The 24666-nt window shown below is 55.5% G+C and carries 18 protein-coding genes, 2 tRNA genes and 3 rRNA genes; 22 read left to right on the plus strand and 1 reads right to left on the minus strand.

Annotated elements, in window-relative coordinates; all coding sequences use genetic code 11:
* Positions 1–61 precede the first annotated feature (61 nt).
* The gene (clpB, locus tag FIV08_RS03480) at positions 62–2638 is read left to right on the plus strand and encodes an ATP-dependent chaperone ClpB (protein ID WP_152437351.1); all 2577 of its coding nucleotides are present in this window, start codon (positions 62–64) and stop codon (positions 2636–2638) included.
* A gap of 74 nt (positions 2639–2712) precedes the next feature.
* Here clpB and FIV08_RS03485 read toward each other — a convergent pair whose 3' ends face one another.
* Positions 2713–3192: a DUF4124 domain-containing protein gene (locus tag FIV08_RS03485; protein ID WP_072678286.1), complete on the minus strand. Its 480-nt coding sequence runs from the start codon at positions 3190–3192 to the stop codon at positions 2713–2715.
* A 470-nt stretch (positions 3193–3662) separates the two neighbouring features.
* Here FIV08_RS03485 and FIV08_RS03490 point away from each other — a divergent pair, with 470 nt between their 5' ends.
* From FIV08_RS03490 to FIV08_RS03590, 21 genes are all read left to right on the plus strand, one after another.
* Entirely contained in the window at positions 3663–5381 is a 1719-nt protein-coding gene (locus FIV08_RS03490; protein ID WP_072678285.1) for an acetolactate synthase 3 large subunit, read from the plus strand.
* A gap of 2 nt (positions 5382–5383) precedes the next feature.
* Complete coding sequence (gene ilvN / locus FIV08_RS03495; RefSeq protein WP_058091315.1) at positions 5384–5875, plus strand: acetolactate synthase small subunit; 492 nt, start codon at positions 5384–5386, stop codon at positions 5873–5875.
* Between the two features lie 63 nt (positions 5876–5938).
* Positions 5939–6955, plus strand: coding sequence for a ketol-acid reductoisomerase (gene ilvC / locus FIV08_RS03500; protein WP_072678284.1), 1017 nt, complete (start codon positions 5939–5941; stop codon positions 6953–6955).
* 91 nt (positions 6956–7046) lie between these two features.
* Entirely contained in the window at positions 7047–7859 is an 813-nt protein-coding gene (gene pssA, locus FIV08_RS03505) for a CDP-diacylglycerol--serine O-phosphatidyltransferase (protein ID WP_072678283.1), read from the plus strand.
* 92 nt (positions 7860–7951) lie between these two features.
* The gene (msrP, locus tag FIV08_RS03510; protein WP_072678282.1) at positions 7952–8923 is read left to right on the plus strand and encodes a protein-methionine-sulfoxide reductase catalytic subunit MsrP; all 972 of its coding nucleotides are present in this window, start codon (positions 7952–7954) and stop codon (positions 8921–8923) included.
* Positions 8923–9546 (plus strand): sulfite oxidase heme-binding subunit YedZ, encoded by a 624-nt coding sequence (locus FIV08_RS03515; protein WP_072678281.1) that lies wholly within the window; start codon positions 8923–8925, stop codon positions 9544–9546. The genes msrP and FIV08_RS03515 overlap by 1 nt, the downstream gene beginning before the upstream one ends.
* Before the next feature lie 413 nt (positions 9547–9959).
* Positions 9960–11500: ribosomal RNA gene (locus tag FIV08_RS03520) — 16S ribosomal RNA — on the plus strand.
* A gap of 90 nt (positions 11501–11590) precedes the next feature.
* A tRNA-Ile gene (locus FIV08_RS03525) sits at positions 11591–11667 on the plus strand.
* Positions 11668–11791: 124 nt separating this feature from the next.
* Positions 11792–11867 (plus strand) — tRNA-Ala (locus FIV08_RS03530).
* Positions 11868–12184: 317 nt separating this feature from the next.
* Positions 12185–15076 (plus strand): 23S ribosomal RNA (locus FIV08_RS03535).
* Positions 15077–15180: 104 nt separating this feature from the next.
* A 5S ribosomal RNA gene (gene rrf / locus FIV08_RS03540) occupies positions 15181–15294 on the plus strand.
* Together the 16S, 23S and 5S rRNA genes with 2 tRNA genes alongside form the textbook arrangement of a ribosomal RNA operon.
* 114 nt (positions 15295–15408) lie before the next feature.
* A complete protein-coding gene (locus FIV08_RS03545; protein ID WP_152437352.1) occupies positions 15409–16959 on the plus strand; it encodes a 2-isopropylmalate synthase in 1551 nt (516 codons plus the stop codon).
* 42 nt (positions 16960–17001) lie between these two features.
* Positions 17002–17811, plus strand: a complete 810-nt coding sequence (locus FIV08_RS03550; RefSeq protein WP_152437353.1) for a hypothetical protein — start codon at positions 17002–17004, stop codon at positions 17809–17811.
* Complete coding sequence (gene rimI / locus FIV08_RS03555) at positions 17811–18290, plus strand: ribosomal protein S18-alanine N-acetyltransferase (protein ID WP_152437354.1); 480 nt, start codon at positions 17811–17813, stop codon at positions 18288–18290. Before FIV08_RS03550 ends, rimI begins: the two co-directional genes overlap by 1 nt.
* 61 nt (positions 18291–18351) lie before the next feature.
* On the plus strand, positions 18352–19932 hold the full coding sequence (gene prfC / locus FIV08_RS03560; RefSeq protein WP_152437355.1) for a peptide chain release factor 3: 1581 nt from the start codon (positions 18352–18354) through the stop codon (positions 19930–19932).
* A gap of 19 nt (positions 19933–19951) precedes the next feature.
* Positions 19952–20719 carry a TatD family hydrolase gene (locus FIV08_RS03565; protein ID WP_152437356.1) on the plus strand — a complete coding sequence of 256 codons (768 nt, stop codon included), beginning with the start codon at positions 19952–19954 and terminating at the stop codon, positions 20717–20719.
* A 219-nt stretch (positions 20720–20938) separates the two neighbouring features.
* Complete coding sequence (gene rplM, locus FIV08_RS03570; RefSeq protein ID WP_152437357.1) at positions 20939–21367, plus strand: 50S ribosomal protein L13; 429 nt, start codon at positions 20939–20941, stop codon at positions 21365–21367.
* A 12-nt stretch (positions 21368–21379) separates the two neighbouring features.
* Positions 21380–21772 (plus strand): 30S ribosomal protein S9, encoded by a 393-nt coding sequence (rpsI, locus tag FIV08_RS03575; protein ID WP_058092410.1) that lies wholly within the window; start codon positions 21380–21382, stop codon positions 21770–21772.
* A 237-nt stretch (positions 21773–22009) separates the two neighbouring features.
* A complete protein-coding gene (gene petA / locus FIV08_RS03580) occupies positions 22010–22606 on the plus strand; it encodes a ubiquinol-cytochrome c reductase iron-sulfur subunit (RefSeq protein WP_152437358.1) in 597 nt (198 codons plus the stop codon).
* Entirely contained in the window at positions 22606–23838 is a 1233-nt protein-coding gene (locus FIV08_RS03585) for a cytochrome b (protein WP_152437359.1), read from the plus strand. The genes petA and FIV08_RS03585 overlap by 1 nt, the downstream gene beginning before the upstream one ends.
* Positions 23838–24593 carry a cytochrome c1 gene (locus FIV08_RS03590; RefSeq protein WP_138435402.1) on the plus strand — a complete coding sequence of 252 codons (756 nt, stop codon included), beginning with the start codon at positions 23838–23840 and terminating at the stop codon, positions 24591–24593. The genes FIV08_RS03585 and FIV08_RS03590 overlap by 1 nt, the downstream gene beginning before the upstream one ends.
* Positions 24594–24666 lie beyond the last annotated feature (73 nt).

Below are 24666 nucleotides of genomic sequence, written 5' to 3' on the forward strand. Positions count from 1 at the left end.
ACACGAATACCCTTCACCAACCACCAACTGGTATTCGCACAAAATTCGGGGAAACGAACACATGAGAATCGACAAACTCACCAGCAAACTGCAAAGCGCCCTGGCCGACGCCCAGTCCATTGCCGTCGGCAAAGACCACAACTTCATCGAGCCGGTTCACCTGATGCAGGCCCTGCTCGACCAGCAAGGTGGGTCCATCAAGCCCCTGCTCAAACAGGTGGGTGTGGAGCCCGGCCGCGTGCGCCAGGCCATCGCCAAAGAAATTGAAAACCTGCCGGAAGTGCAGGGCAACGCCGGCGACGTCTCCATGTCCAACGACATGGGCCGGCTGTTCAACATGGCGGACAAACTGGCCCAGAAGCGCGGCGACCAGTTCATCTCCAGTGAACTCATTCTGCTGGCAGCCGTCGAAGACCGCGGCTCCCTCGGCCGTGTGCTGAGAGAACAGGGCGTGGACAAGGCTGCCCTGGAAAAAGCCATTGATGCCGTGCGCGGCGGCGAAACCGTCAACGACGCCAGTGCCGAAGAAAACCGTCAGGCGTTGTCCAAATACACCATCGACCTCACCGAGCGGGCCGAAGCCGGCAAACTGGACCCGGTCATCGGCCGCGATGACGAAATTCGCCGCACCATCCAGGTACTCCAGCGCCGCCGTAAGAACAACCCCGTGCTGATTGGTGAGCCGGGTGTGGGTAAAACCGCCATCGTTGAAGGCCTGGCCCAGCGGATTGTTAACGGAGAAGTGCCGGACGGCCTCAAGGATAAAAAGGTGCTGTCTCTGGACATGGGTGCCCTCATCGCTGGCGCCAAGTTCCGCGGTGAGTTCGAAGAGCGCCTGAAAGCCGTGCTCAACGAGCTGTCCAAACAGGAAGGTCAGATCATCCTGTTCATCGATGAGATCCATACCATGGTCGGCGCCGGCAAAGCCGAAGGCTCCATGGACGCCGGCAACATGCTCAAGCCCGCGCTGGCACGGGGAGAGTTGCACTGCGTAGGCGCCACCACCCTGAACGAGTACCGGGAAAACATCGAGAAAGACGCAGCGCTCGAGCGCCGTTTCCAGAAAGTTCTGGTGACCGAGCCCAGCGAGGAAGACACCATTGCAATTCTTCGGGGCCTCAAAGAGCGCTACGAAGTTCACCACGGTGTGGAAGTGACCGATGGCGCGATCATCGCCGCCGCGAAACTGTCCCACCGTTACATTACCGATCGCCAGCTGCCGGATAAGGCTATCGATCTGGTAGACGAAGCGGCCAGCCAGATTCGTATGGAAATGGATTCCAAGCCCGAGGCGTTGGATCGCCTGGAGCGGCGCCTGATTCAGCTCAAGATTGAACGCGAGGCCCTGAAGAAAGAAACCGATGCTGCTTCCAAAAAGCGGTTGGAAGAGTTGTCCTCGGTGATCGGCAATGTCGAACGTGAATACGCCGATCTGGAAGAAGTCTGGAATACCGAGAAAGCGGCACTCCACGGCTCCCAGAAGATCAAGAGCCAGCTGGAGCAGGCCCGGATTGACCTGGAAAACGCCCGCCGCGCGGGCGATCTGGGCAAAATGTCTGAGCTTCAGTACGGCACCATTCCGGAACTGGAGCGCCAGCTGGATATGGCCAGCCAGGCTGAAATGATGGAAATGAAGCTGCTGCGTAACCGGGTCACCGACGAGGAAATCGCCGAGATCGTCTCCAAGTGGACCGGCATCCCGGTATCGAAGATGCTGGAGGGCGAGCGGGATAAACTGATGCGCATGGAAGACGCCCTGCACGACCGGGTGATCGGCCAGCATGAAGCGGTCGAGGCGGTCTCCAATGCCGTGCGTCGGTCCCGGGCCGGGTTGTCTGATCCCAACCGGCCGAATGGCTCGTTCCTGTTCCTCGGGCCGACCGGTGTGGGCAAGACCGAGCTGTGTAAGGCTCTGGCATCGTTCCTGTTTGATACCGAAGAGGCCATGGTGCGGATCGATATGTCCGAGTTTATGGAGAAGCACTCCGTTGCTCGTCTGATCGGCGCGCCTCCTGGTTACGTGGGCTACGAAGAGGGAGGCTACCTGACCGAGGCGGTGCGCCGCCGGCCTTACTCGGTGCTGCTGCTGGATGAGGTCGAAAAGGCCCATCCTGATGTGTTCAATATCCTGCTGCAGGTGCTGGATGATGGTCGCCTGACCGACGGCCAGGGCCGTACGGTCGACTTCCGGAATACCGTGATCGTGATGACCTCCAACCTGGGTTCCCACATCATTCAGGAAAAGGCGGGCGAGGAAAACTACGACGCCATGAAGGCGGCAGTCATGGAGGAGGTTGGCACGCACTTCCGCCCTGAGTTCATCAACCGGGTGGACGAAGTGGTGGTGTTCCATCCGCTGGCGGAAGGCCAGATTCAAGGTATTGCCCGTATCCAGATCGAGAATCTGGCGCGGCGATTGAAGGATCAGGATATGAAGCTAGAGCTGGACGATGCGGTTATGCAACTGCTGGCGGAAGTGGGCTACGACCCGGTCTACGGTGCACGTCCTCTCAAACGTGCGATTCAGCGGATGATTGAAAACCCGCTGGCGCAGAAGCTACTGCAGGGCGGCTTTGTGCCCGGCGACACTATTCGTGCCGCTGTAGAGAACGACCAGTTGGTGTTCTCGAAGGCCTGACAAAGCCAGCGTCAGCCAATTAAAAAGGCCGGGCAACCAAACTTCGTTGCCCGGCCTTTTTTGTGGTGAGAAAACTAGCGTTGGGCGGGTGCCGAGCCTTCCGGCCCGCAGTTTTCTTCCATAATCTCCCGGAACCGGCGACGTTGCTCTTCGATTTCGTCCGGCGCCAGATAGCGCATCTCGCCGTTCTCCTCAACCCGGATCCGCGCGTTGCTGTTCAGCACGTCCAGGTTGGATCGGGCGGTGGCACAATTGGCTTCCCGCTGCTTGCGGCGCGCTTCCTCAACAGCGGTCTCTTGACGGCGCTGTTCCTGGGAGCGCTGCTGCTCCTGCAGTTCTCCCAGCTGTTCCTGGGCACTTTGGCGCTGGCCAGACTGGCTTCTGCTGGTCGTGCCGGAGCGGACATTCACCTGCTCCGAGTTCGCGCCCGTTGGCTGGCGGTCGCCAAAGTGGGTTACCCCGTTTTCATCTGTCCATTTATACACTGAAGCGCCGGCCGCAAGGCCCGGTGTCATCGCCATCAGAAGTGTCAGCATCAGGATTTTTCGATTCATGTCTCTGCCCGTTTCTTGTCTACTGCCTGGGGATATCATGCCACCGAAACGATGGATTTTCCCTTGTCTGGTTCAAATCTCTTACACGTTATATCCGGTCAGTATGGCAGAGTGTAGAGGAAAATGGTCGCAATTAAGCCACAGCGCCTATTGACAGTGAGTTTCCCGCTGTCAGAATTACCGATTGCCTGAAGACTGGGGTCAATACGGCAGGCAATCCCGAGCGAGTATCCCCCGTTAATCACCACACTGAGTTCGCCACGCGCTGGCGGGCGCTGGTTGTTGCTTACGTGCAACCCGTTGATTGGTCGTTCTCCGCAACCCTCAGGAGGGCGGCTGGCCAGGAGACAACCTCTTATTCATGGTGTGGAGGAGTGCCGGTTCCGCTTTCAAAAGAAGCAGGGAAACCGAAAATCCAGGCAACCGGGGCGAAACCCGGCTCATTCACTCGTAGAAGAGGGTAGAAAATCGTGGAGTTATTGTCTGGCGCCGATATGCTGATCCGCTCCCTGCAGGATGAAGGGATCGAATACATATACGGCTATCCGGGTGGTGCAGCCCTTCATATTTATGATGCGCTGTTCAGGCAGGACAAAGTCAAGCATATTCTGGTGCGGCACGAGCAGGCGGCGGTCCACATGGCCGACGGCTACGCCCGTGCAACCGGAAAACCAGGTACCGTACTGGTGACCTCGGGTCCTGGAGCCACCAACACTATTACCGGCATTGCCACCGCCTTTATGGATTCCATCCCCATGGTGGTTCTGTGCGGCCAGGTTGCATCCACCCTGATTGGTGAAGATGCTTTCCAGGAAACCGATATGATGGGTGTTTCCCGCCCGGTGGTTAAACACAATCTCAGTGTGCGCCATCCGGAAGAGATTCCCGAAGTCATTCGCAAGGCCTACTACATTGCCGCGACCGGCCGCCCCGGCCCGGTGGTGGTGGATATCCCCAAGGATATGACCACCCCGAACGAGCGCTATGAGTATTCCTATCCCAAGAAAGTGAAACTGCGCTCCTATAACCCGGCGGTTCGTGGCCACGCAGGCCAGATCAAGAAAGCCGTGGATATGTTGATGGCCGCCAAGCGCCCGATGATTTACGCCGGTGGCGGGGTGATTCTGGGTAAGGCCTCCGGCCAGTTGACTGAGCTGACCAAGACACTGGGATTCCCGATCACCAATACCCTGATGGGCATTGGCTGTTATCCGGCGACTGACAAACAACACCTTGGCTGGCTGGGCATGCATGGCACCTACGAAGCCAACATGGCGATGCACCACTCAGACTTGATCCTCTGCGTCGGCGCGCGTTTTGATGACCGGGTAACCAATGCCACCGAGAAATTCTGCCCTGGCGCTCGCATCATTCATATCGACATTGACCCCGCGTCTATTTCCAAAACGATTGATGCCGATGTGCCGATTGTGGGTCCGGTGGATGCGGTCCTGAAGGAAATGCTGTCACTGGTCAAAGAGTCGAAAGACAAGCCGGATGCGGATGCGCTCGCGGCCTGGTGGAAGCAGATTGAAGAGTGGCGAGCATTCCACGGGATGCGTTACGAGACCAGTCCGGACGTCATCAAGCCGCAGGAAGTGGTTGAGATGCTCTGGAAGCTCACCAACGGCGACGCCTTTGTGACCAGCGATGTTGGCCAGCACCAGATGTTCGCGGCCCAGTACTACAAGTTTGACAAGCCCAACCGCTGGATCAACTCCGGTGGCCTTGGCACCATGGGCTTCGGCTTGCCGGCAGCCATGGGCATCAAGCTGACTCACCCGGATGACGAAGTCCTGTGCTTCACCGGTGAGGGTAGTATCCAGATGAACATTCAGGAGCTGTCTACCTGCAAGCAATACAATCTGCCTGTGAAGATCATCAACCTGAACAACCAGGCACTGGGTATGGTCAAGCAGTGGCAGGACATGAACTATGAGTCCCGGCATGCAGAATCCTACATGGAGTCATTGCCCGATTTCATCAAGCTGGCGGAAGCCTACGGTCATGTCGGTGTTCGCATTGAGCGCAAGGAAGATCTCGAGCCCAAGCTCAAGGAAGTTCTGGCGATGAAAGACAAGCTGGTGTTTGTGGACATCTACGTTGACCGCTTTGAGCATGTGTACCCTATGCAGGTTGCCCGTGGTTCCATGAAAGACATGTGGCTCAGCAAAACGGAGAGGGTGTGATCATGCGTCGAATCATTTCTGTTTTGCTTGAAAACGAACCCGGTGCCTTGTCTCGGGTAGTTGGTCTGTTCTCGCAGCGCAACTACAACATCGAGACCCTGACCGTGGCCCCGACGGAAGATGAGACGCTGTCCCGCCTGACCGTCACCACCACCGGTTCCGACAAGGTCATCGAACAGATCACCAAACAGCTGAACAAGCTGATCGAAGTGGTCAAGCTGGTCGACCTCACCGAAGGTTCGCACATTGAGCGCGAACTGATGCTGGTCAAGCTCAAGGCGACCGGCTCCCAGCGTGCGGAAATCAAGCGCACGGTGGATATCTTCCGAGGCCAGATCGTTGACGTGACCAGTTCCGTGTACACGGTGCAGTTGGCGGGTGACAGCGAAAAGTTGGATGGCTTTATCCAGGCGGTAGGTACCTCCGGAATCCTGGAAGTGGTGCGTACCGGCGTGTCAGGTATTGCCCGTGGCGAAAAGGTGCTCAGCCTCTGAGGCTGCTTTGCAAATTTGAACATCATGGCCCGGCAGGGCCATTACATATAATAGAGGTTTCTCATGCAGGTTTATTACGATAAAGATTGTGATCTTTCCATCATCCAGGGCAAGAAGGTTGCCATTCTGGGTTTCGGTTCTCAGGGCCACGCCCACGCGTGCAACCTGAAAGACTCTGGCGTTGACGTAGTGGTTGGCCTGCGTGCCGGCTCTTCCTCCATCGCTAAAGCCGAAGCCTACGGCCTGAAGACCAGCGACGTGGCTTCGGCCGTTGCTGCCGCTGATGTGGTTATGGTTCTGACTCCGGACGAATTCCAGGCCCAGTTGTACCGTGAGGAAATCGAGCCGAACCTGAAGCAGGGCGCTACCCTGGCCTTCGCTCACGGCTTCGCAATCCACTACAACCAGATCGTTCCCCGTAAAGATCTGGACGTGATCATGGTTGCCCCGAAGGCTCCGGGCCACACTGTGCGCACCGAGTTCACCAAGGGCGGTGGTATTCCTGATCTGATCGCCATCTTCCAGGACGCTTCCGGCAACGCCAAGAACGTTGCTCTGTCCTACGCCAGCGGCGTGGGCGGCGGCCGTACCGGTATCATTGAAACCACCTTCAAAGACGAAACCGAAACCGACCTGTTCGGTGAGCAGGCGGTTCTGTGTGGCGGCGCGGTTGAGCTGGTGAAAGCTGGCTTCGAAACCCTGACCGAGGCAGGCTACGCTCCGGAAATGGCTTACTTCGAGTGTCTGCACGAGCTGAAGCTGATTGTTGACCTGATGTACGAAGGCGGCATCGCCAACATGAACTACTCCATCTCCAACAACGCCGAGTACGGTGAGTACGTAACCGGCCCGGAGGTGATTAACGAGCAGTCCCGTGAAGCCATGCGCAACGCACTGAAGCGCATTCAGAGTGGCGAATACGCCAAGATGTTCATCTCTGAGGGCGCGTTGAACTACCCGTCCATGACAGCTCGCCGTCGCCAGAATGCGGCACACGAGATCGAGACTGTGGGCGAGAAGCTTCGCTCCATGATGCCGTGGATCTCCGCGAACAAGATCGTGGACAAAGAAAAGAACTGATCCGGAATTTCCGGTACGGTTTTGAAAGCGCGGCCCTAGTGGCCGCGTTTTTCGTATATACTCCGCCCAAATGCTTTCCGGAGTTTATGGAATGACTGAAGACAAAAAATCTGTTGAACATCCAGAGTCCCACTGTGCACACGAGTCAGAAGTGGCGGCCGGAGAGGTTATTGAGGAAGAAGTCGTAGGTGGTGCAAAGGTTCGCCGAAAAGGTATCTATCTACTGCCAAATGCCCTGACAACGGCATCCCTGTTTTCCGGGTTCTATGCGATTGTTTCAGCAGCCAACGGCGTTTTCGATAATGCAGCTATAGCAATATTCGTCTCCATGATTCTCGACGGCCTTGATGGCCGGGTAGCGCGGATGACCAATACCCAGAGCAAGTTCGGGGAAGAATACGATAGCCTTGCCGACATGGTGGCGTTCGGCGTTGCGCCCGGAATGGTGGCTTTTTTCTGGGCTCTGAACGGCCTCGACAAGGTTGGCTGGGCTATTACGTTCATCTACGTTGCCGGAGCTGCCCTGCGCCTCGCTCGTTTCAACACCCAGATTGGATCGGTGGACAAAAAGTACTTTGTGGGGCTGCCGAGCCCGGCAGCTGCAGCGTGTGTGGCGGGTCTGGTCTGGTGCTTCCATCAGTATGAGCCAGCCACCTGGTTGACCCTGCTTTCGATTATTGTTGTCGGCGGCACCGGCCTATTGATGGTCAGCAATGTGCTTTACCGCAGTTTCAAGGATCTCGATATGCGGGGGCGGGTGCCATTCGCGGCCATCCTGCTGGTAGTGCTGATTCTTGTGGTGATCGCCCTTGACCCGGCCACCGTACTGTTTACAGCATTCCTGATATATGCACTGTCTGGTCCGGTGCGCGCCTTGTTCAGACAAAAGGCAAAACGCGCCTGATGCTATAGTGCACCCGCCCGGGGACGTCCGGGCGGGAATTTCTCCGGGAATCTACGGTCACTTATTCAAACCGCTTCCTGTGGAGTCAGCCCATGCTCATCAAACGGCGCCCTTCCTGGTTTTTGCCCGAATCCGAAGTCACTCCCCGGTCTGTCTACCTGAACCGACGTAAATTCATGACCGGTGCCATTGCCTCTGCTGCAGCTCTCACTGCGCCCGGCCTTTTGCGGGCAGGTGACAGTTCGACAACCACACCGCTGACTTTCCGTGAAGCGCCGGAGTACTCAACCGACGAGAAGAAAACGCCCTTTGATGCAGTAGCCAAGTACAATAATTTCTATGAGTTTGGCACCGGCAAGGGCGATCCTGCCAAGTATGCCCACGAGATGTCTGTGGACCCCTGGTCTGTGGAGGTTGATGGCGAGTGTGCCCGGCCAGGTCGTTACGCCCTGGAAGATCTGCTGAAGCCCCACGACTATGAAGAGCGAATCTACCGGCTCCGCTGTGTTGAGGCTTGGTCTATGGTGATTCCCTGGGTTGGCGTGCCGTTAGCGACAGTGTTGAACCGCCTGGAGCCGAATTCGCGAGCGAAGTACGTGTACTTCGAAACCCTGCATGACCCAAAACAGATGCGAGGGCAGCGCTCCCTGTTCAGTACCATAGATTGGCCGTACAGGGAGGGGCTACGTATGGATGAGGCGATGAACGAGCTTTCTTTCCTGGCGATTGGTCTCTATGGCGAAACCCTGCCTAATCAGAATGGCGCTCCGATCCGCCTCGTGGTTCCCTGGAAGTACGGATTCAAGAGTATTAAATCGATAGTTCGGATTCGGTTTCTGGAAGAGCAGCCTAAAACGACCTGGGAATTACTTGCGCCAAGTGAGTACGGATTCTATGCCAACGTAAACCCTGAGGTGGATCATCCGCGTTGGAGTCAGAAGAGAGAGCGGCGTTTACCCTCTGGTGTACTCCGTCCGAATTGGCTGGAAACCCGAATGTTTAATGGTTACGAAGAGCAGGTTGCGCATCTCTACAAAGGGATGGACCTGGCCAAGTTCTACTGATGTTGCCTGCAGCCGAACGAATGGTGTCGAGCGTTGTGGCGAAAGTTATCGTCTTTTGCGCTGCCTTGATGCCATTGATATGGTTGGTGTCCGATGTTGTGGTTGGCCGAATAGGTCCGGATCCTGGCCAGGAGATAACGGAGCGGCTCGGCATTGCGGCCTTCCAGTTATTGCTTGTGACGCTTCTGATAACCCCTTTGAAGAAAATGACCGGCTGGCCTGGTTGGTTACGCCACCGGCGCATGCTGGGTTTGTTTGCCTTCTTTTACGCAGTGTTGCATGTGTTTGCGTTCTTGCAGCTGATTCTCGGTTGGGGCGATTTGTGGGCGACCTTCACGCGCCGGCCCTACATCGCCCTGGGGGCAGTCGCCTTCCTCCTGATGATTCCTCTCGCATTAACGTCAACAAAAGCGATGATGAAGCGGATGGGTCGCCGATGGAAGCCGATCCACCGCTTGATCTACCTGTCGGCACTTTTCGCCTGGCTGCATTTTTTGTGGCAGGCAAGGAGTGATGTCACCGAAATGGTGATGTACGGGCTGTTGCTTATGGCTTTGCTGTTTACCAGAGCTTACTGGTTTGGTGTTTCTTCGTTGGTTCCCTTGCGAAAGTCCGGAGTTTGACTGGAAAGTAAGCATTTTGGTGGCGTATTGATCAGTGACATAGGTGGAAACCGAATAAGGGAAAGGTTTTTCGAAAAAGGGCGTTGACAGTTTTCGTGGCGCCTGTAGAATGCGCACCACTTCTGAGGGACAAGCCGCTGACGGCAACCTCCCAGACGAAAGCAACTGTTTGAAAGTATTCGAAAATTTGATCTGAAAATTCTTCGAAATAAACGGTTGACAGGGCAGCGGAACGATGTAGAATACGCGGCCTTGATTGAGCAACAGCTCAAACGCTCTTTAAAAAGTTAACCAAGTAATTCGTGTGGGCGCTGGCCGAGGTATTTCGGATACGAAATATCAGGACAGTGACTCGTCGAAATTGAGTTTTGTCTTGAGCAAGAATTAAGAACTTTCGGGTTCTTGTATGATTTAAACTGAAGAGTTTGATCATGGCTCAGATTGAACGCTGGCGGCAGGCTTAACACATGCAAGTCGAGCGGTAACAGGGGGTGCTTGCACCCCGCTGACGAGCGGCGGACGGGTGAGTAATGCTTAGGAATCTGCCCAGTAGTGGGGGATAGCCCGGGGAAACCCGGATTAATACCGCATACGTCCTACGGGAGAAAGCAGGGGATCTTCGGACCTTGCGCTATTGGATGAGCCTAAGTCGGATTAGCTAGTTGGTGGGGTAAAGGCCTACCAAGGCGACGATCCGTAGCTGGTCTGAGAGGATGATCAGCCACATCGGGACTGAGACACGGCCCGAACTCCTACGGGAGGCAGCAGTGGGGAATATTGGACAATGGGGGCAACCCTGATCCAGCCATGCCGCGTGTGTGAAGAAGGCTTTCGGGTTGTAAAGCACTTTCAGCGAGGAGGAAGGCCTTAAAGTTAATACCTTTGAGGATTGACGTTACTCGCAGAAGAAGCACCGGCTAACTCCGTGCCAGCAGCCGCGGTAATACGGAGGGTGCAAGCGTTAATCGGAATTACTGGGCGTAAAGCGCGCGTAGGTGGTTAGGTAAGCGAGATGTGAAAGCCCCGGGCTTAACCTGGGAACGGCATTTCGAACTGTCTGACTAGAGTGTGGTAGAGGGTAGTGGAATTTCCTGTGTAGCGGTGAAATGCGTAGATATAGGAAGGAACACCAGTGGCGAAGGCGGCTACCTGGACCAACACTGACACTGAGGTGCGAAAGCGTGGGGAGCAAACAGGATTAGATACCCTGGTAGTCCACGCCGTAAACGATGTCAACTAGCCGTTGGGACTCTTGAAGTCTTAGTGGCGCAGCTAACGCACTAAGTTGACCGCCTGGGGAGTACGGCCGCAAGGTTAAAACTCAAATGAATTGACGGGGGCCCGCACAAGCGGTGGAGCATGTGGTTTAATTCGACGCAACGCGAAGAACCTTACCTGGCCTTGACATCCAGAGAACTTTCCAGAGATGGATTGGTGCCTTCGGGAACTCTGAGACAGGTGCTGCATGGCCGTCGTCAGCTCGTGTCGTGAGATGTTGGGTTAAGTCCCGTAACGAGCGCAACCCCTATCCCTGGTTGCTAGCAGGTAATGCTGAGAACTCCAGGGAGACTGCCGGTGACAAACCGGAGGAAGGTGGGGATGACGTCAGGTCATCATGGCCCTTACGGCCAGGGCTACACACGTGCTACAATGGCGCGTACAGAGGGCTGCCAACTCGCGAGAGTGCGCCAATCCCTTAAAACGCGTCGTAGTCCGGATCGGAGTCTGCAACTCGACTCCGTGAAGTCGGAATCGCTAGTAATCGCGAATCAGAATGTCGCGGTGAATACGTTCCCGGGCCTTGTACACACCGCCCGTCACACCATGGGAGTGGATTGCACCAGAAGTAGTTAGTCTAACCTTCGGGAGGACGATTACCACGGTGTGGTTCATGACTGGGGTGAAGTCGTAACAAGGTAGCCGTAGGGGAACCTGCGGCTGGATCACCTCCTTAAACGAAGCCGAGAGCTTCGGTCAGAGTCCACACGAATTACTTGGTTGGCTAATAAAGAGAGCAAAAGGGGCTTTGCAGTCCCGTATGTTTGGGTCTGTAGCTCAGGTGGTTAGAGCGCACCCCTGATAAGGGTGAGGTCGGTGGTTCAAGTCCACCCAGACCCACCAAAATCGCTCAGCTCGTCGTTGCTTCCAGGCTCACGTGCTACTCGCACGCTACACCTGAAAGCGCCTAGATCTGAACGATTTTCCGAGTACGGCATTTGGTCGGCTTGGTGAGTGGTTTCGATGAGGGGCTGTAGCTCAGTTGGGAGAGCGCCTGCCTTGCACGCAGGAGGTCAGCGGTTCGATCCCGCTCAGCTCCACCAAAAAAGCCTGAACGATCGACGATTAACTGACTAACTCCGGTTAGCAGTGTACAGAAACGAATGTTTCATATCGATGAAGCCTTCCTTTCTGATCACTGGGTCAGATTTGCTCTTTAACAAATTGGACGAGATAGAACACGAATAGATTTCTCTCATTATCTCCGAGAGAAACTGTTCAAAGTGATAGCGATTTCAAGCGTTATCCGGTGTTGTCGTTGAAGTGGTTGTTATATCGCTTCAAGGAACTGTCTCCACTTATTGGCATCCTGGTTTACCAGGCGGTCGATAGATGGAACGCAGTTGTCTTGGGGTTATATAGTCAAGCAACTAAGCGCATACGGTGGATGCCTTGGCAGTCAGAGGCGATGAAAGACGTGGAAGCCTGCGATAAGGTTCGGGGAGCTGGCAAACGAGCTGTGATCCGGACATCTCTGAATGGGGAAACCCACCGACTTTCGGGTCGGTATCTTGTACTGAATCCATAGGTGCAAGAGGCGAACCGGGGGAACTGAAACATCTAAGTACCCCGAGGAAAAGAAATCAACCGAGATTCCCTAAGTAGCGGCGAGCGAACGGGGACCAGCCCTTAAGCTGGACAACTGGTAGGAGAAGGCTCTGGAAAGTGCCGCCATAGTGGGTGATAGCCCCGTATCCGAAACCTGAGTCCAGTGAAATCGAGTAGGTCGGCGCACGAGAAACGTTGACTGAACATGGGGGGACCATCCTCCAAGGCTAAATACTCCTGACTGACCGATAGTGAACCAGTACCGTGAGGGAAAGGCGAAAAGAACCCCTGTGAGGGGAGTGAAATAGACCCTGAAACCGTATGCGTACAAGCAGTCGGAGCAGACTTGTTCTGTGACGGCGTACCTTTTGTATAATGGGTCAGCGACTTATGTTCAGTGGCGAGGTTAACCGTTTAGGGGAGCCGTAGGGAAACCGAGTCTGAATAGGGCGAATTAGTCGCTGGGCATAGACCCGAAACCGGGCGATCTATCCATGAGCAGGTTGAAGGTGCCGTAACAGGCACTGGAGGACCGAACCCACTGTCGTTGAAAAGCCAGGGGATGACTTGTGGATCGGAGTGAAAGGCTAATCAAGCCCGGAGATAGCTGGTTCTCCCCGAAAGCTATTTAGGTAGCGCCTCGGACGAATACCACAGGGGGTAGAGCACTGTTTCGGCTAGGGGGTCATCTCGACTTACCAACCCGATGCAAACTCCGAATACCTGTGAGTACTATCCGGGAGACACACGGCGGGTGCTAACGTCCGTCGTGAAGAGGGAAACAACCCAGACCGCCAGCTAAGGTCCCAAAGTACCAGTTAAGTGGGAAACGATGTGGGAAGGCTCAGACAGCTAGGAGGTTGGCTTAGAAGCAGCCATCCTTTAAAGAAAGCGTAATAGCTCACTAGTCGAGTCGGCCTGCGCGGAAGATGTAACGGGGCTCAAACTGGTCACCGAAGCTGCGGCTGCATACATTGTATGCGGGGTAGGGGAGCGTTCTGTAAGCCTGCGAAGGTGTGTTGAGAAGCATGCTGGAGGTATCAGAAGTGCGAATGCTGACATGAGTAACGACAATGCGGGTGAAAAACCCGCACGCCGGAAGACCAAGGGTTCCTGCGCAACGCTAATCGGCGCAGGGTGAGTCGGCCCCTAAGGCGAGACCGAAAGGTGTAGTCGATGGGAAACGGGTTAATATTCCCGTACCTTGGATAGCTGCGATGGAGAGACGGAGAAGGCTAGGTGAGCCGGGCGACGGTTGTCCCGGTTTAAGCGAGTAGGGAGTGGACTTAGGCAAATCCGGGTCCACAATCCTGAGACGCGACGACGAGTGCCCAAGGGCGCGAAGTCATTGATGCCCTGCTTCCAGGAAAATCTTCTAAGCTTCAGGCTATTCGAGACCGTACCCCAAACCGACACAGGTGGTCAGGTAGAGAATACCAAGGCGCTTGAGAGAACTCGGGTAAAGGAACTAGGCAAAATGGTGCCGTAACTTCGGGAGAAGGCACGCCGGTGTGTACGTGAAGCCCCTGCGGGTGGAGCGGAAGCCGGTCGAAGATACCAGGCCCCTGCGACTGTTTATTAAAAACACAGCACTCTGCAAACACGTAAGTGGACGTATAGGGTGTGACGCCTGCCCGGTGCCGGAAGGTTAATTGATGGGGTTAGCATTCGTGCGAAGCTCTTGATCGAAGCCCCGGTAAACGGCGGCCGTAACTATAACGGTCCTAAGGTAGCGAAATTCCTTGTCGGGTAAGTTCCGACCTGCACGAATGGCGTAACGATGGGGGCGCTGTCTCTACCCGAGACTCAGTGAAATTGAAATCGCCGTGAAGATGCGGTGTATCCGCGGCTAGACGGAAAGACCCCGTGAACCTTTACTATAGCTTCACAGTGAACTTTGAGCATGCTTGTGTAGGATAGCTGGGAGGCTTTGAACCCGGGACGCCAGTTCCGGTGGAGCCAACCTTGAAATACCAGCCTGGCATGTTTGAGGTTCTAACTCTGACCCCTTATCGGGGTTGAGGACACTGTGTGGTGGGTAGTTTGACTGGGGCGGTCTCCTCCCAAAGCGTAACGGAGGAGCACAAAGGTGGGCTAAGTACGGTCGGACATCGTACGGTTAGTGTAATGGCACAAGCCCGCTTGACTGCGAGACAGACACGTCGAGCAGGTACGAAAGTAGGTCATAGTGATCCGGTGGTTCTGTATGGAAGGGCCATCGCTCAACGGATAAAAGGTACTCCGGGGATAACAGGCTGATACCGCCCAAGAGTTCACATCGACGGCGGTGTTTGGCACCTCGATGTCGGCTCATCACATCCTGGGGCTGAAGCCGGTCCCAAGGGTATGGCTGTTCGCCATTTAAAGTGGTACGCGAGCTGGGTTTAGAACGTCGTGAGACAGTTCGGTCCCTATCTGCCGTGGACGTTGGAGATTTGAGGAAAGCTGCTCCTAGTACGAGAGGACCGGAGTGGACGAACCGCTGGTGTTCGGGTTGTGTCGCCAGACGCATTGCCCGGTAGCTATGTTCGGACAGGATAACCGCTGAAAGCATCTAAGCGGGAAGCCCCTTCCAAGATGAGATCTCCCTGAGGCCTTGAGCCTCCTGAAGAGCCGTTCAAGACCAGGACGTTGATAGGCTGGGTGTGTAAGCGCTGTGAGGCGTTGAGCTAACCAGTACTAATTGCTCGTGCGGCTTGACTATATAACACCCAAGACAATTGCGGATAACGCAGAGCCACGCGAAAGCCACGCTCAAACGAAATCAATATCACGTTCCATCTCGTCCCCCAGTGATCATCCGTTTTGCCTGACGACCATAGCGGTCTGGAACCACCTGATCCCATCCCGAACTCAGAAGTGAAACAGACCAGCGCCGATGGTAGTGTGGTTCGCCCATGTGAGAGTAGGTCATCGTCAGGCTCTTAATACCAAAAGCCCCAGCATCCTTGATGTTGGGGCTTTTTTATTTGTGCTTCGGGAGAAGTGATATACTCCCTACCATTATCCGAACCAAGTTTTGATGGGAGCCTTCCAATGGCCGCAACTGATCACCTTGTCATTTTTGACACTACTCTTCGTGATGGCGAACAGAGCCCTGGCGCCACCATGAACAAGAACGAGAAGCTGCGTATTGCCAAGGTGCTCGAGAAGCTGCGCGTGGATGTGATAGAGGCCGGCTTCGCGATTGCCAGCCAGGGCGACTTCGATGCGGTCAAAGCCATTGCAGAAACCATCAAGGACTCCACGGTCTGCAGTCTTGCGCGTGCTCTGGACAAGGATATTGATCGTGCGGCGGAGGCCATCCGCCCAGCGGCCAGCGGCCGCATCCATACCTTTATTGCCACCTCGCCAATCCATATGAAGCATAAGCTTCAGATGGAGCCGGACCAGGTGGTGGAGCAGGCGGTTCGGGCGGTAAAGCGCGCTCGAAGCCATACTGATGACGTTGAGTTCTCCTGCGAAGACGCCGGTCGTTCGGAGCTGGATTTCCTGTGCCGAATTATCGAAGCTGCGATTGATGCCGGTGCCCGAACCATTAATATTCCAGACACTGTCGGTTATGCAATCCCCGAGCAGTTCGCTGAAACAATCCGACAGCTATTGAACCGTATCCCCAACGCTGACAAAGCCATTTTTTCCGTCCATTGTCATAATGATCTGGGGCTGGCTGTGGCTAACTCTCTTGCTGCGGTTACCAGTGGTGCCCGCCAGGTGGAGTGCACTATTAACGGTCTGGGTGAGCGTGCCGGTAATGCTTCTCTGGAAGAAATCGTGATGGCTGTGCGCACCCGCCAGGATCTCTTCAATATTGATACTCGAATCGATACCCAGCACATCGTGCCGGCATCCCGGCTTGTGTCGACTATTACCGGTTTTCCGGTACAGCCGAATAAGGCCATTGTGGGCGCCAATGCCTTTGCCCATGAATCCGGCATCCATCAAGATGGCGTACTCAAGCACCGGGAAACCTATGAGATTATGCGCGCCCAGGACGTGGGCTGGCATACCAACAGCCTGGTCCTGGGTAAGCATTCCGGTCGCAACGCCTTCCGTACCCGGTTGCTGGAACTGGGCATTCAGTTCGATACCGAATCTGAGCTCAATGAGGCCTTTACCCGTTTCAAGGCTCTGGCTGATCTGAAGCATGAAATTTTTGATGAAGACCTCCAGGCCATAGCCAGCGACACGCGTCAGAAAGACGAGGAGGGGCGTTATGGTCTCGTCTGCATGCAGGTCTGCTCGGAAACCGGTGTTGTACCCAAGGCTCATCTGACCCTGACCATGGATGGCAAAGAACACTCGGTTGAGGCCGAGGGCAGTGGTCCGGTGGATGCAACGTTCAAGGCAATTGAGTCGCTGGTTGATTCAGCCTGTAATCTCCAGCTGTATTCCGTGAATAATATAACCAGTGGCACCGATGCCCAGGGCGAAGTGACCGTGCGCCTTGAGCGTGGCGGGCGCATTGTCAATGGCGTTGGCTCCGATACTGATATCATCATCGCATCAGCAAAGGCCTATATCGAGGCGTTGAACCTGATTGCGAGAGGCGGTATTCGTCAGCACCCTCAGGTGGCCGATGTCTGATCGTGAAGTTATGTGGCATTTGTCCCCGGTCAGAGGCATGACGTGATTCGAACAGAGGCGGAAAGGCAGTTCTATCTTGGGGCCGCGGGCATTCATCTGTGGTATGCCCGCGCACCGCTGCCTGGCGCAGCGCCAAGCCCGGAGTATGATTTCGGTGTTGCCGAAGTCGAGTCAGCCCCGGTCGTTGTTGATGCGCCGGCAACCAAGCGTGCCGTGCCCGCTCGCCCTGCCGTTGATCCCGGCAATAAAGACCGTCTGGCGCAACTCAAGAATCTGATGGAGACCGGCGCTGGTAAGCCAGATAAAGCAGCGCCGGTGGCCGAGGTTGAGTCGCGAGTTGTGGATTCCGTCGAGCCAGACCCGGCCGCAGAACTGTTGGGTCAAAACGTGCCCGAGGCCAGCCCACGGGTTGCTTCGATCGAAGATATCGCTCGGCTGTGTCTGCAGTTCTGGGTGGGAGATAGAGTTATTTTGCTTGCCAATCTCTCCGAGGAAGCCAGTTTCAGCATGCAGGATGCACTGGCTCGCAACATTCTTCGCAGCCTCGGTGAGCAGACCCTGGACATGTCAGACCTCATTCGCTGGCCACTGTTCAATAATGTGAGGGTTTCGCTCAACAGTGATGCAGATCTGACGGGCTTGCTGCGCCAATCGCTGGTCCCTGCGAATGGCAAGTCTGTCATAGCGCTTGGCTTTGGCGCCGGGGCCGGTGAGGTGCCTACTATCCTTTCCGACGTTATGGGTCGCAGACCGGAAGTGGTGTTTGACGCCTCCCTTGCTGGCCTGGCAAGTAACCCGGTACTGAAACGAGAGTTATGGCAAAAGATTCGCTCCCTGGACGCGAAGGGTTAATGTCGACACGGGTCCTTCGCCAGGTTCAGAATCAGGACCTGACGGTTCGAAGCCTCGTGGAATCCGATCTGCCCCGAGTGATGGAACTGGAATGCCTGGGGTATTCTCACCCTTGGCCGGTGTCTGTGTTCCAGGACTGTTTTAAGCCGCAATATCGACTGTGGGCGCTGATGCAAGGCGATGAGTTGGTCGGTTATGCCGTAGTCAACTATATGGTTGATGAGGCTCACCTCCTGAATGTCTGCGTGCATCCTGCCCTGCGGGGTCACGGAGCAGGCCGTTACTTGTTGCGCTACGCCGTGGCTGAATCGATCCGGGACGGAATGGTACAAATGATTCTGGAAGTCCGACAAAGCAACGAAGCGGCTGCTTCGCTGTACGCCAGCGAGGGATTTGAGGAAATTGGCCGCAGGCCCGGCTACTATCCGGATACCACTGGACGAGAAGATGCCCGCGTAATGGTCTATCGGTTCACCTGAACCCACGCTACCCCGTATAATAGTCCGTTTTTCACCCAACCCAATCAGGTTTCCGTTGTTTATGTCTAACCTATCCCAGGAAGTGGCCAAGCGCCGCACCTTTGCGATTATCTCGCACCCGGATGCCGGTAAAACCACCATTACCGAGAAAGTGCTGCTCTTCGGTCAGGCGCTTCAGAAAGCCGGAACGGTCAAGGGCAAGAAGTCCGGCCAGCACGCAAAGTCTGACTGGATGGAAATGGAAAAAGAGCGGGGTATTTCGGTCACCACCTCCGTGATGCAGTTTCCTTACGGTGGCAAGCTGGTCAACCTGCTGGATACCCCAGGTCACGAAGACTTCTCTGAGGATACCTATCGGACCCTGACGGCGGTTGATTCATGCCTGATGGTTATCGACAGCGCCAAAGGCGTTGAGGAACGTACCATCAAGCTGATGGAAGTTACCCGCCTGCGTGATACGCCAATCATCACCTTCATGAACAAACTGGATCGCGACACCCGGGACCCGATCGAGTTAATGGATGAAGTGGAAGATGTTCTCAAAATTGCCTGCGCCCCCATCACCTGGCCGATTGGCATGGGCAAGAGTTTCAAGGGTGTCTACCACTTGTATCGGGATGAAGTGATCCTCTATCAGACTGGCCAGGGCCACACCATTCAGGAAAAGCGGGTTGTCAAAGGCCTGGATAACCCCGAACTCGATGAAGCGATTGGCGGCTATGCCGCTGACCTGCGCGACGAAATTGAATTGGTTAAGGGTGCGTCTCATGAGTTTGATCATGAGGCATTCCTTGCCGGACAACTAACCCCGGTGTTCTTTGGTACCGCACTCGGTAATTTCGGTGTGGACCATATGCTGGATGGCCTGGTTGACTGGGCACCTGCGCCTCAGGGGCGGGAAACGGATGTACGCAAGGTCGAACCGGCGGAAGATACCTTTTCCGGTTTCGTATTCAAGATCCAGGCAAACATGGACCCACAGCATCGTGACCGGGTCGCGTTCCTGCGTATCGTGTCAGGTCGCTATAATCAGGGTATGAAGGCGCGCCACGTGCGGATTGGTAAAGAGGTGAGGTTCTCCGATGCCCTGACGTTCATGGCGGGTGATCGTGAGCATGCCGAAGAAGCCTATGCCGGGGATATCATTGGCCTGCATAACCACGGCACCATCCAGTTGGGTGATACCTTCACCGCAGGCGACGACATGAAGTTCACCGGTATTCCCAACTTCGCACCGGAGTTGTTCCGTCGTATCCGGCTCAAGGACCCTCTCAAGGCCAAGCAGCTGCAGAAGGGGCTGATTCAGCTCTCGGAAGAGGGTGCTGTCCAGGTGTTCCGGCCGATGAAGAACAACGATCTGATCGTGGGTGCGGTAGGTGTGCTGCAGTTTGATGTGGTGGTGAGTCGTCTCAAGAGTGAATACAAGGTCGAGGCTGTTTATGAGCCGATCAACGTCGCCACAGCGCGTTGGGTGAGTTGCAGTGATGAGCGCAAGCTGGATGAATTCCAGCGCAAGAACCAGGACAACCTGGCGCTCGATGGCAGTGACCGCCTGGCCTATATTGCCCCAACGATGGTTAACCTGAATCTGGCTCAGGAGCGTTATCCTGATATCCAGTTCCATAAAACCCGGGAACACTAACCGGCCACCGGAGGGTTCCATGCAGCTGGTCGATGCCCATTGTCATTTCGATTTCCCCGAATTTGACGGGGTTCGCGATCAGGTTCTGGATACGGCCAGGGCTCGGGGTGTGGAGGCGCTGGTGGTTCCGGGGGTACGCAGGGTGGATTGGGATCGGGTTGAGGCGCTGGCGTCCCCGGCGCGCGGGCTCTGGTATTGTCTTGGTATTCATCCCTGGTTCGTTGGCGAGCACAGCGAGCAGGACCTGGCGGTTCTGGAAGCTCGGCTTTCGGCCCGGCCCGAGGGCTGCGTGGGGCTTGGTGAGTGTGGTCTTGATGCCCTTCACGGCGATCTCGCTGCACAATTGCCGTGGTTCCAGGCGCAGATCGACATCGCAGCCAAGCTGGCCTTGCCTCTGGTCATTCATTCGGTGCGCAGCCATGATCAGGTGCATGGCCTGCTGCGATCGTCCGGGTGGTCCGGCAGGGCCCTGGTTCACGGGTTTTCCGGCAGCTACCAGCAAGCCAGGAAACTGGTAGATCTGGGCTGTTTTATCGGTGTGGGTGGTGTGATCACCCACGAACGGGCCCGTAAAACCCGCGATGCCATTGCGCGGTTGCCCCTGGAGGCGCTGGTGCTTGAGACCGACGCGCCGGACATGTCGCCGGCCGGTGTGGAAAAGGGGCAGAATTCCCCGGTGTACCTGCTGAATGTTGCGCAAGCGCTGGCGGAGCTTCGGGGCGGGCCGGTCGAGGCAGTCGCAGAAACCCTGTATGACAACGTCCAACGGCTATACGGTTGGCGCTGAGTTCAGGGGAGAATAGGGGATTGACGAAACACCTTGAGGCAGGGTTGGCTTTCCTTGCGGCTTCGAGTATACTTCGCGCCCTGGCTTTTCAAGGCGATGTCACTATCTCAGCCCCGAATGGTGGCGACGTCAACATACAGGTATGAACCTCCTCCGGATGCCTTGCATTTACCGGTGGTGGTTTTTAACGTTTCTTATATAGCGTTCAAGGCGGAATCAATGAAGACTCTGAGTGCGAAACCAGAAACAGTAAAACGTGACTGGTACGTTGTAGACGCAGCCGGCAAGACGCTGGGTCGTCTGTCAACCGAAATCGCCCTTCGTCTGCGGGGCAAGCATAAGCCTGAGTATACCCCTCACGTGGACACTGGCGACTACATCGTTGTTATCAATGCCAGCCAGGTGAAGGTTACCGGCAAAAAGGCATCAGCAAAAATGTATTACAGCCATACCGGCTTTCCGGGTGGAATCAAATCCATCAACTTCGAGAAGCTGGTTGACAAGGCTCCCGAGCAAATCATTCAGAAGGCCGTAAAAGGCATGCTTCCGAAGGGCCCGCTCGGCCGCGCCATGTTCAAGAAGCTGAAAGTGTACGCAGGCGCTGAGCATGCTCATGCCGCCCAGCAGCCCAAAGAACTCGACATCTAACGGAAGGCGAATATGTCTGTAGCACAAAATTACGGTACTGGTCGCCGCAAATCATCCACGGCTCGCGTCTTTATCAAGCCGGGTAGCGGTAACATCTCCATTAACGGTCGCACCATCGAAGATTTCTTCGGTCGTGAAACTCTCCGCATGATCGTTCGTCAGCCGCTGGTTGTTGCCGAGTCTGCTGATCGCTTCGACATCACCATCACGGTAAAAGGTGGTGGTATCAGCGGCCAGGCCGGCGCCATTCGCCACGGTCTGACTCGTGCGCTGATGGAATACGACGAAACTCTGCGCCCTGCGCTGCGTAAAGCGGGTTATGTTACCCGTGATGCTCGTAAGGTTGAGCGTAAGAAGGTTGGTCTGCGCAAGGCGCGTAAGCGTCCTCAGTACTCCAAGCGTTAATCGGCACTACTGTCGATGGAAAAACCCGATCCTATGGTCGGGTTTTTTTGTGTCTTGCGGGTGGCCAGAATTTTGATCTGACGCAGGGATAGGCTCTCGGGTGAGCCTTTCCGGCTTGTAAGCGAGGGGTAATTTCATTACCATTTCAGCGCTTATATTTTTGGGTTGTGAAGTCCTTTTCGAAGCGCAGTGCCGGTTTTTCCGCGTCTGTGCCTCGCCTGATGGGAGAAAACCATAATGAGTAATGGCGACGTGAACCAAGGTCGACGCCGGTTTCTGATCGGCGCAACGTCCGTGGTGGGTGGTGTCGGCGTCGTCGGTGCAGCGGTTCCTTTCGTGGCGTCCTGGAATCCCAGTGCGAAAGCGGAAGCGGCCGGTGCGCCGGTAACCGTAAGTGTCGACAAAATCGAGCCGGGTCAGCAAATTACCGTCGAGTGGCGGGGTAAGCCGGTGTGGATTATCCGGCGTACCGAGGAGATGCTTGAGAACATCGAGCAACTGACTCCGAGAATGAAAGATCCTGAATCTGAAGAATCGAGTCAGCAGCCTGCTTATATCAGCGGCGCTCAGCGGTCCCTCAGGCCGGAGTTTATTGTCCTGGTTGGTATCTGTACCCACCTGGGCTGTGTTCCGAGCTACCGTCCTGAGATAGCTCCTGCGGACCTGGGCAGCGAATGGCTCGGCGGTTTGTTCTGCCCGTGCCACGGTTCCCGATTCGACTTGTCCGGTCGTGTGTTCGCCAATCAGCCGGCTCCGCTGAACCTTGAGGTTCCGCCGTATCGGTTTGATGACGATGCGACCATGACTGTTGGTCTTGATCCGGAGGCAGCGTAATGAACAAACTCATTAGTTGGGTAGACGAGCGTCTGCCGATTGTCGATGCCTGGAACAAACACCTGGCAAAGTATTACGCGCCGAAAAACTTCAACGTGTGGTACTTCTTCGGTTCCCTTGCCATGCTGGTTCTGGTTAACCAGTTGGTCACCGGTATCTGGCTGACCATGAGCTACAACCCATCTGCAGAAGGCGCCTTTGCTTCTGTGGAATACATTATGCGCGATGTGGAGTGGGGCTGGCTGTTGCGCTACCTGCACTCTACCGGTGCCTCTGCGTTCTTCGTGGTGGTCTACCTGCATATGTTCCGAGGTCTGATGTACGGCTCGTACCAGAAGCCGCGTGAGTTGATCTGGATCTTCGGCATGTTGATCTACCTGGTGCTGATGGCTGAAGCTTTCATGGGCTACCTGTTGCCCTGGGGTCAGATGTCTTACTGGGGTGCCCAGGTTATTGTTAACCTGTTTGGTGCTATTCCGGTGATCGGTGAAGATCTGTCTCTGTGGATTCGTGGCGACTACCTGATTTCAGGTATTACCCTGAACCGCTTCTTCGCCCTGCACGTGGTTGCATTGCCGATCGTACTGTTGGGTCTGGTTGTCCTGCACATTCTTGCTCTGCACGAAGTGGGTTCCAACAACCCTGACGGCATTGATATCAAGAAGAACAAGGATGAAAACGGTATTCCCAAAGACGGCATTCCGTTCCACCCATACTACACCGTGCATGACCTGCTGGGTGTGGCGGTCTTCTTCTTCATCTTCTTTATCGTGGTGTTTTACTTCCCGGAAATGGGTGGCTTGTTCCTTGAGAAGCCAAACTTTGAACCGGCAAACAATTTGAAGACACCAGAGCACATTGCGCCGGTGTGGTACTTCACCCCGTTCTACGCCATGTTGCGGGCGGTGACCGTCGACCTGTTCGGTCTGGACGCCAAGTTCTGGGGCGTGGTTGTGATGGGGGCGGCAATTGCCATCCTGTTCGTGCTGCCATGGCTCGACAAGAGCCCGGTACGGTCTATCCGCTACAAGGGTTGGATGAGCAAGGTTGCCCTGGCAATCTTCGTGGTGAGCTTTGTTGTGCTGGGTTATCTGGGTATTGTTCCGGCAACTGAGGGCCGCACGATTGTCGCTCAGATCCTGACGGTGCTGTACTTCCTGTACTTCATTCTCATGCCGTTCTATACGCGCATGGAAAAAACCAAACCAGTACCAGAGAGGGTGACAGGATAATGAGAAAGCTGATTTTTGGTCTTTTCATCGCGATCCTGCCGGCCCTCGGGCTGGCGGCGGGCCCCTCAGGTCCTCTGGATACCATGAAGCCGGATCACACCAATAAGGAATCCTTGCAGCGGGGCGTGGCTCTGTTCACTAACTATTGCATGGGCTGCCACTCCATGGAGTACGCTCGTTACAAGCGGGTGTCTGACGACCTGGAGATTCCGGCCGAGCTTTACGAGGAGAACCTGATCTTCACCGGCGCCAAGATCGGCGAACTGATGCAGATCTCCATGGGTAAGGACATGGCCGCAGGCTGGTTCGGTGCTCCGCCACCTGACCTGACTCTGGTTACCCGTGTGCGTGGTGAGTCCTGGGTTTACTCATACCTTCGTGGTTTCTACAAAGACGATTCCCGTCCGCTGGGGGTAAACAACGTGGTGTTCGACAACGTTGGTATGCCGCATGTGATGGTAGAAATGCAGGGGCTGTGTGCTGTGGAGCCGCGTATTGGCGTTGGCGCTTCGGTAGAGCCGCTCAGTGGCAACATCAACAATGCCGATGTGTGCCCGGAGTATGCGATTGAAGGCAACATGTCAGCAGCAGACTTCGACCGCGCCATGTGGGACTTGACCAACTTCATGTCCTACATGGGTGACCCGGTGAAGGTTGAGCGTGAGCGTCTGGGGATTTTCGTGCTGATCTTTGTGGCGATCTTCTTCATCTTTGCGTACCTGCTTAACCGCGAGTACTGGAAAGACGTGCACTAAGATTTAGGGTATAATCCCGTATTCTGAATTCCAGCGGGTCGGTAAGGTCCGCTGGAATTTTGCGTTTGTGGAT

It is taken from the genome of Marinobacter sp. THAF197a (genome assembly GCF_009363275.1).
GTDB lineage: Bacteria > Pseudomonadota > Gammaproteobacteria > Pseudomonadales > Oleiphilaceae > Marinobacter.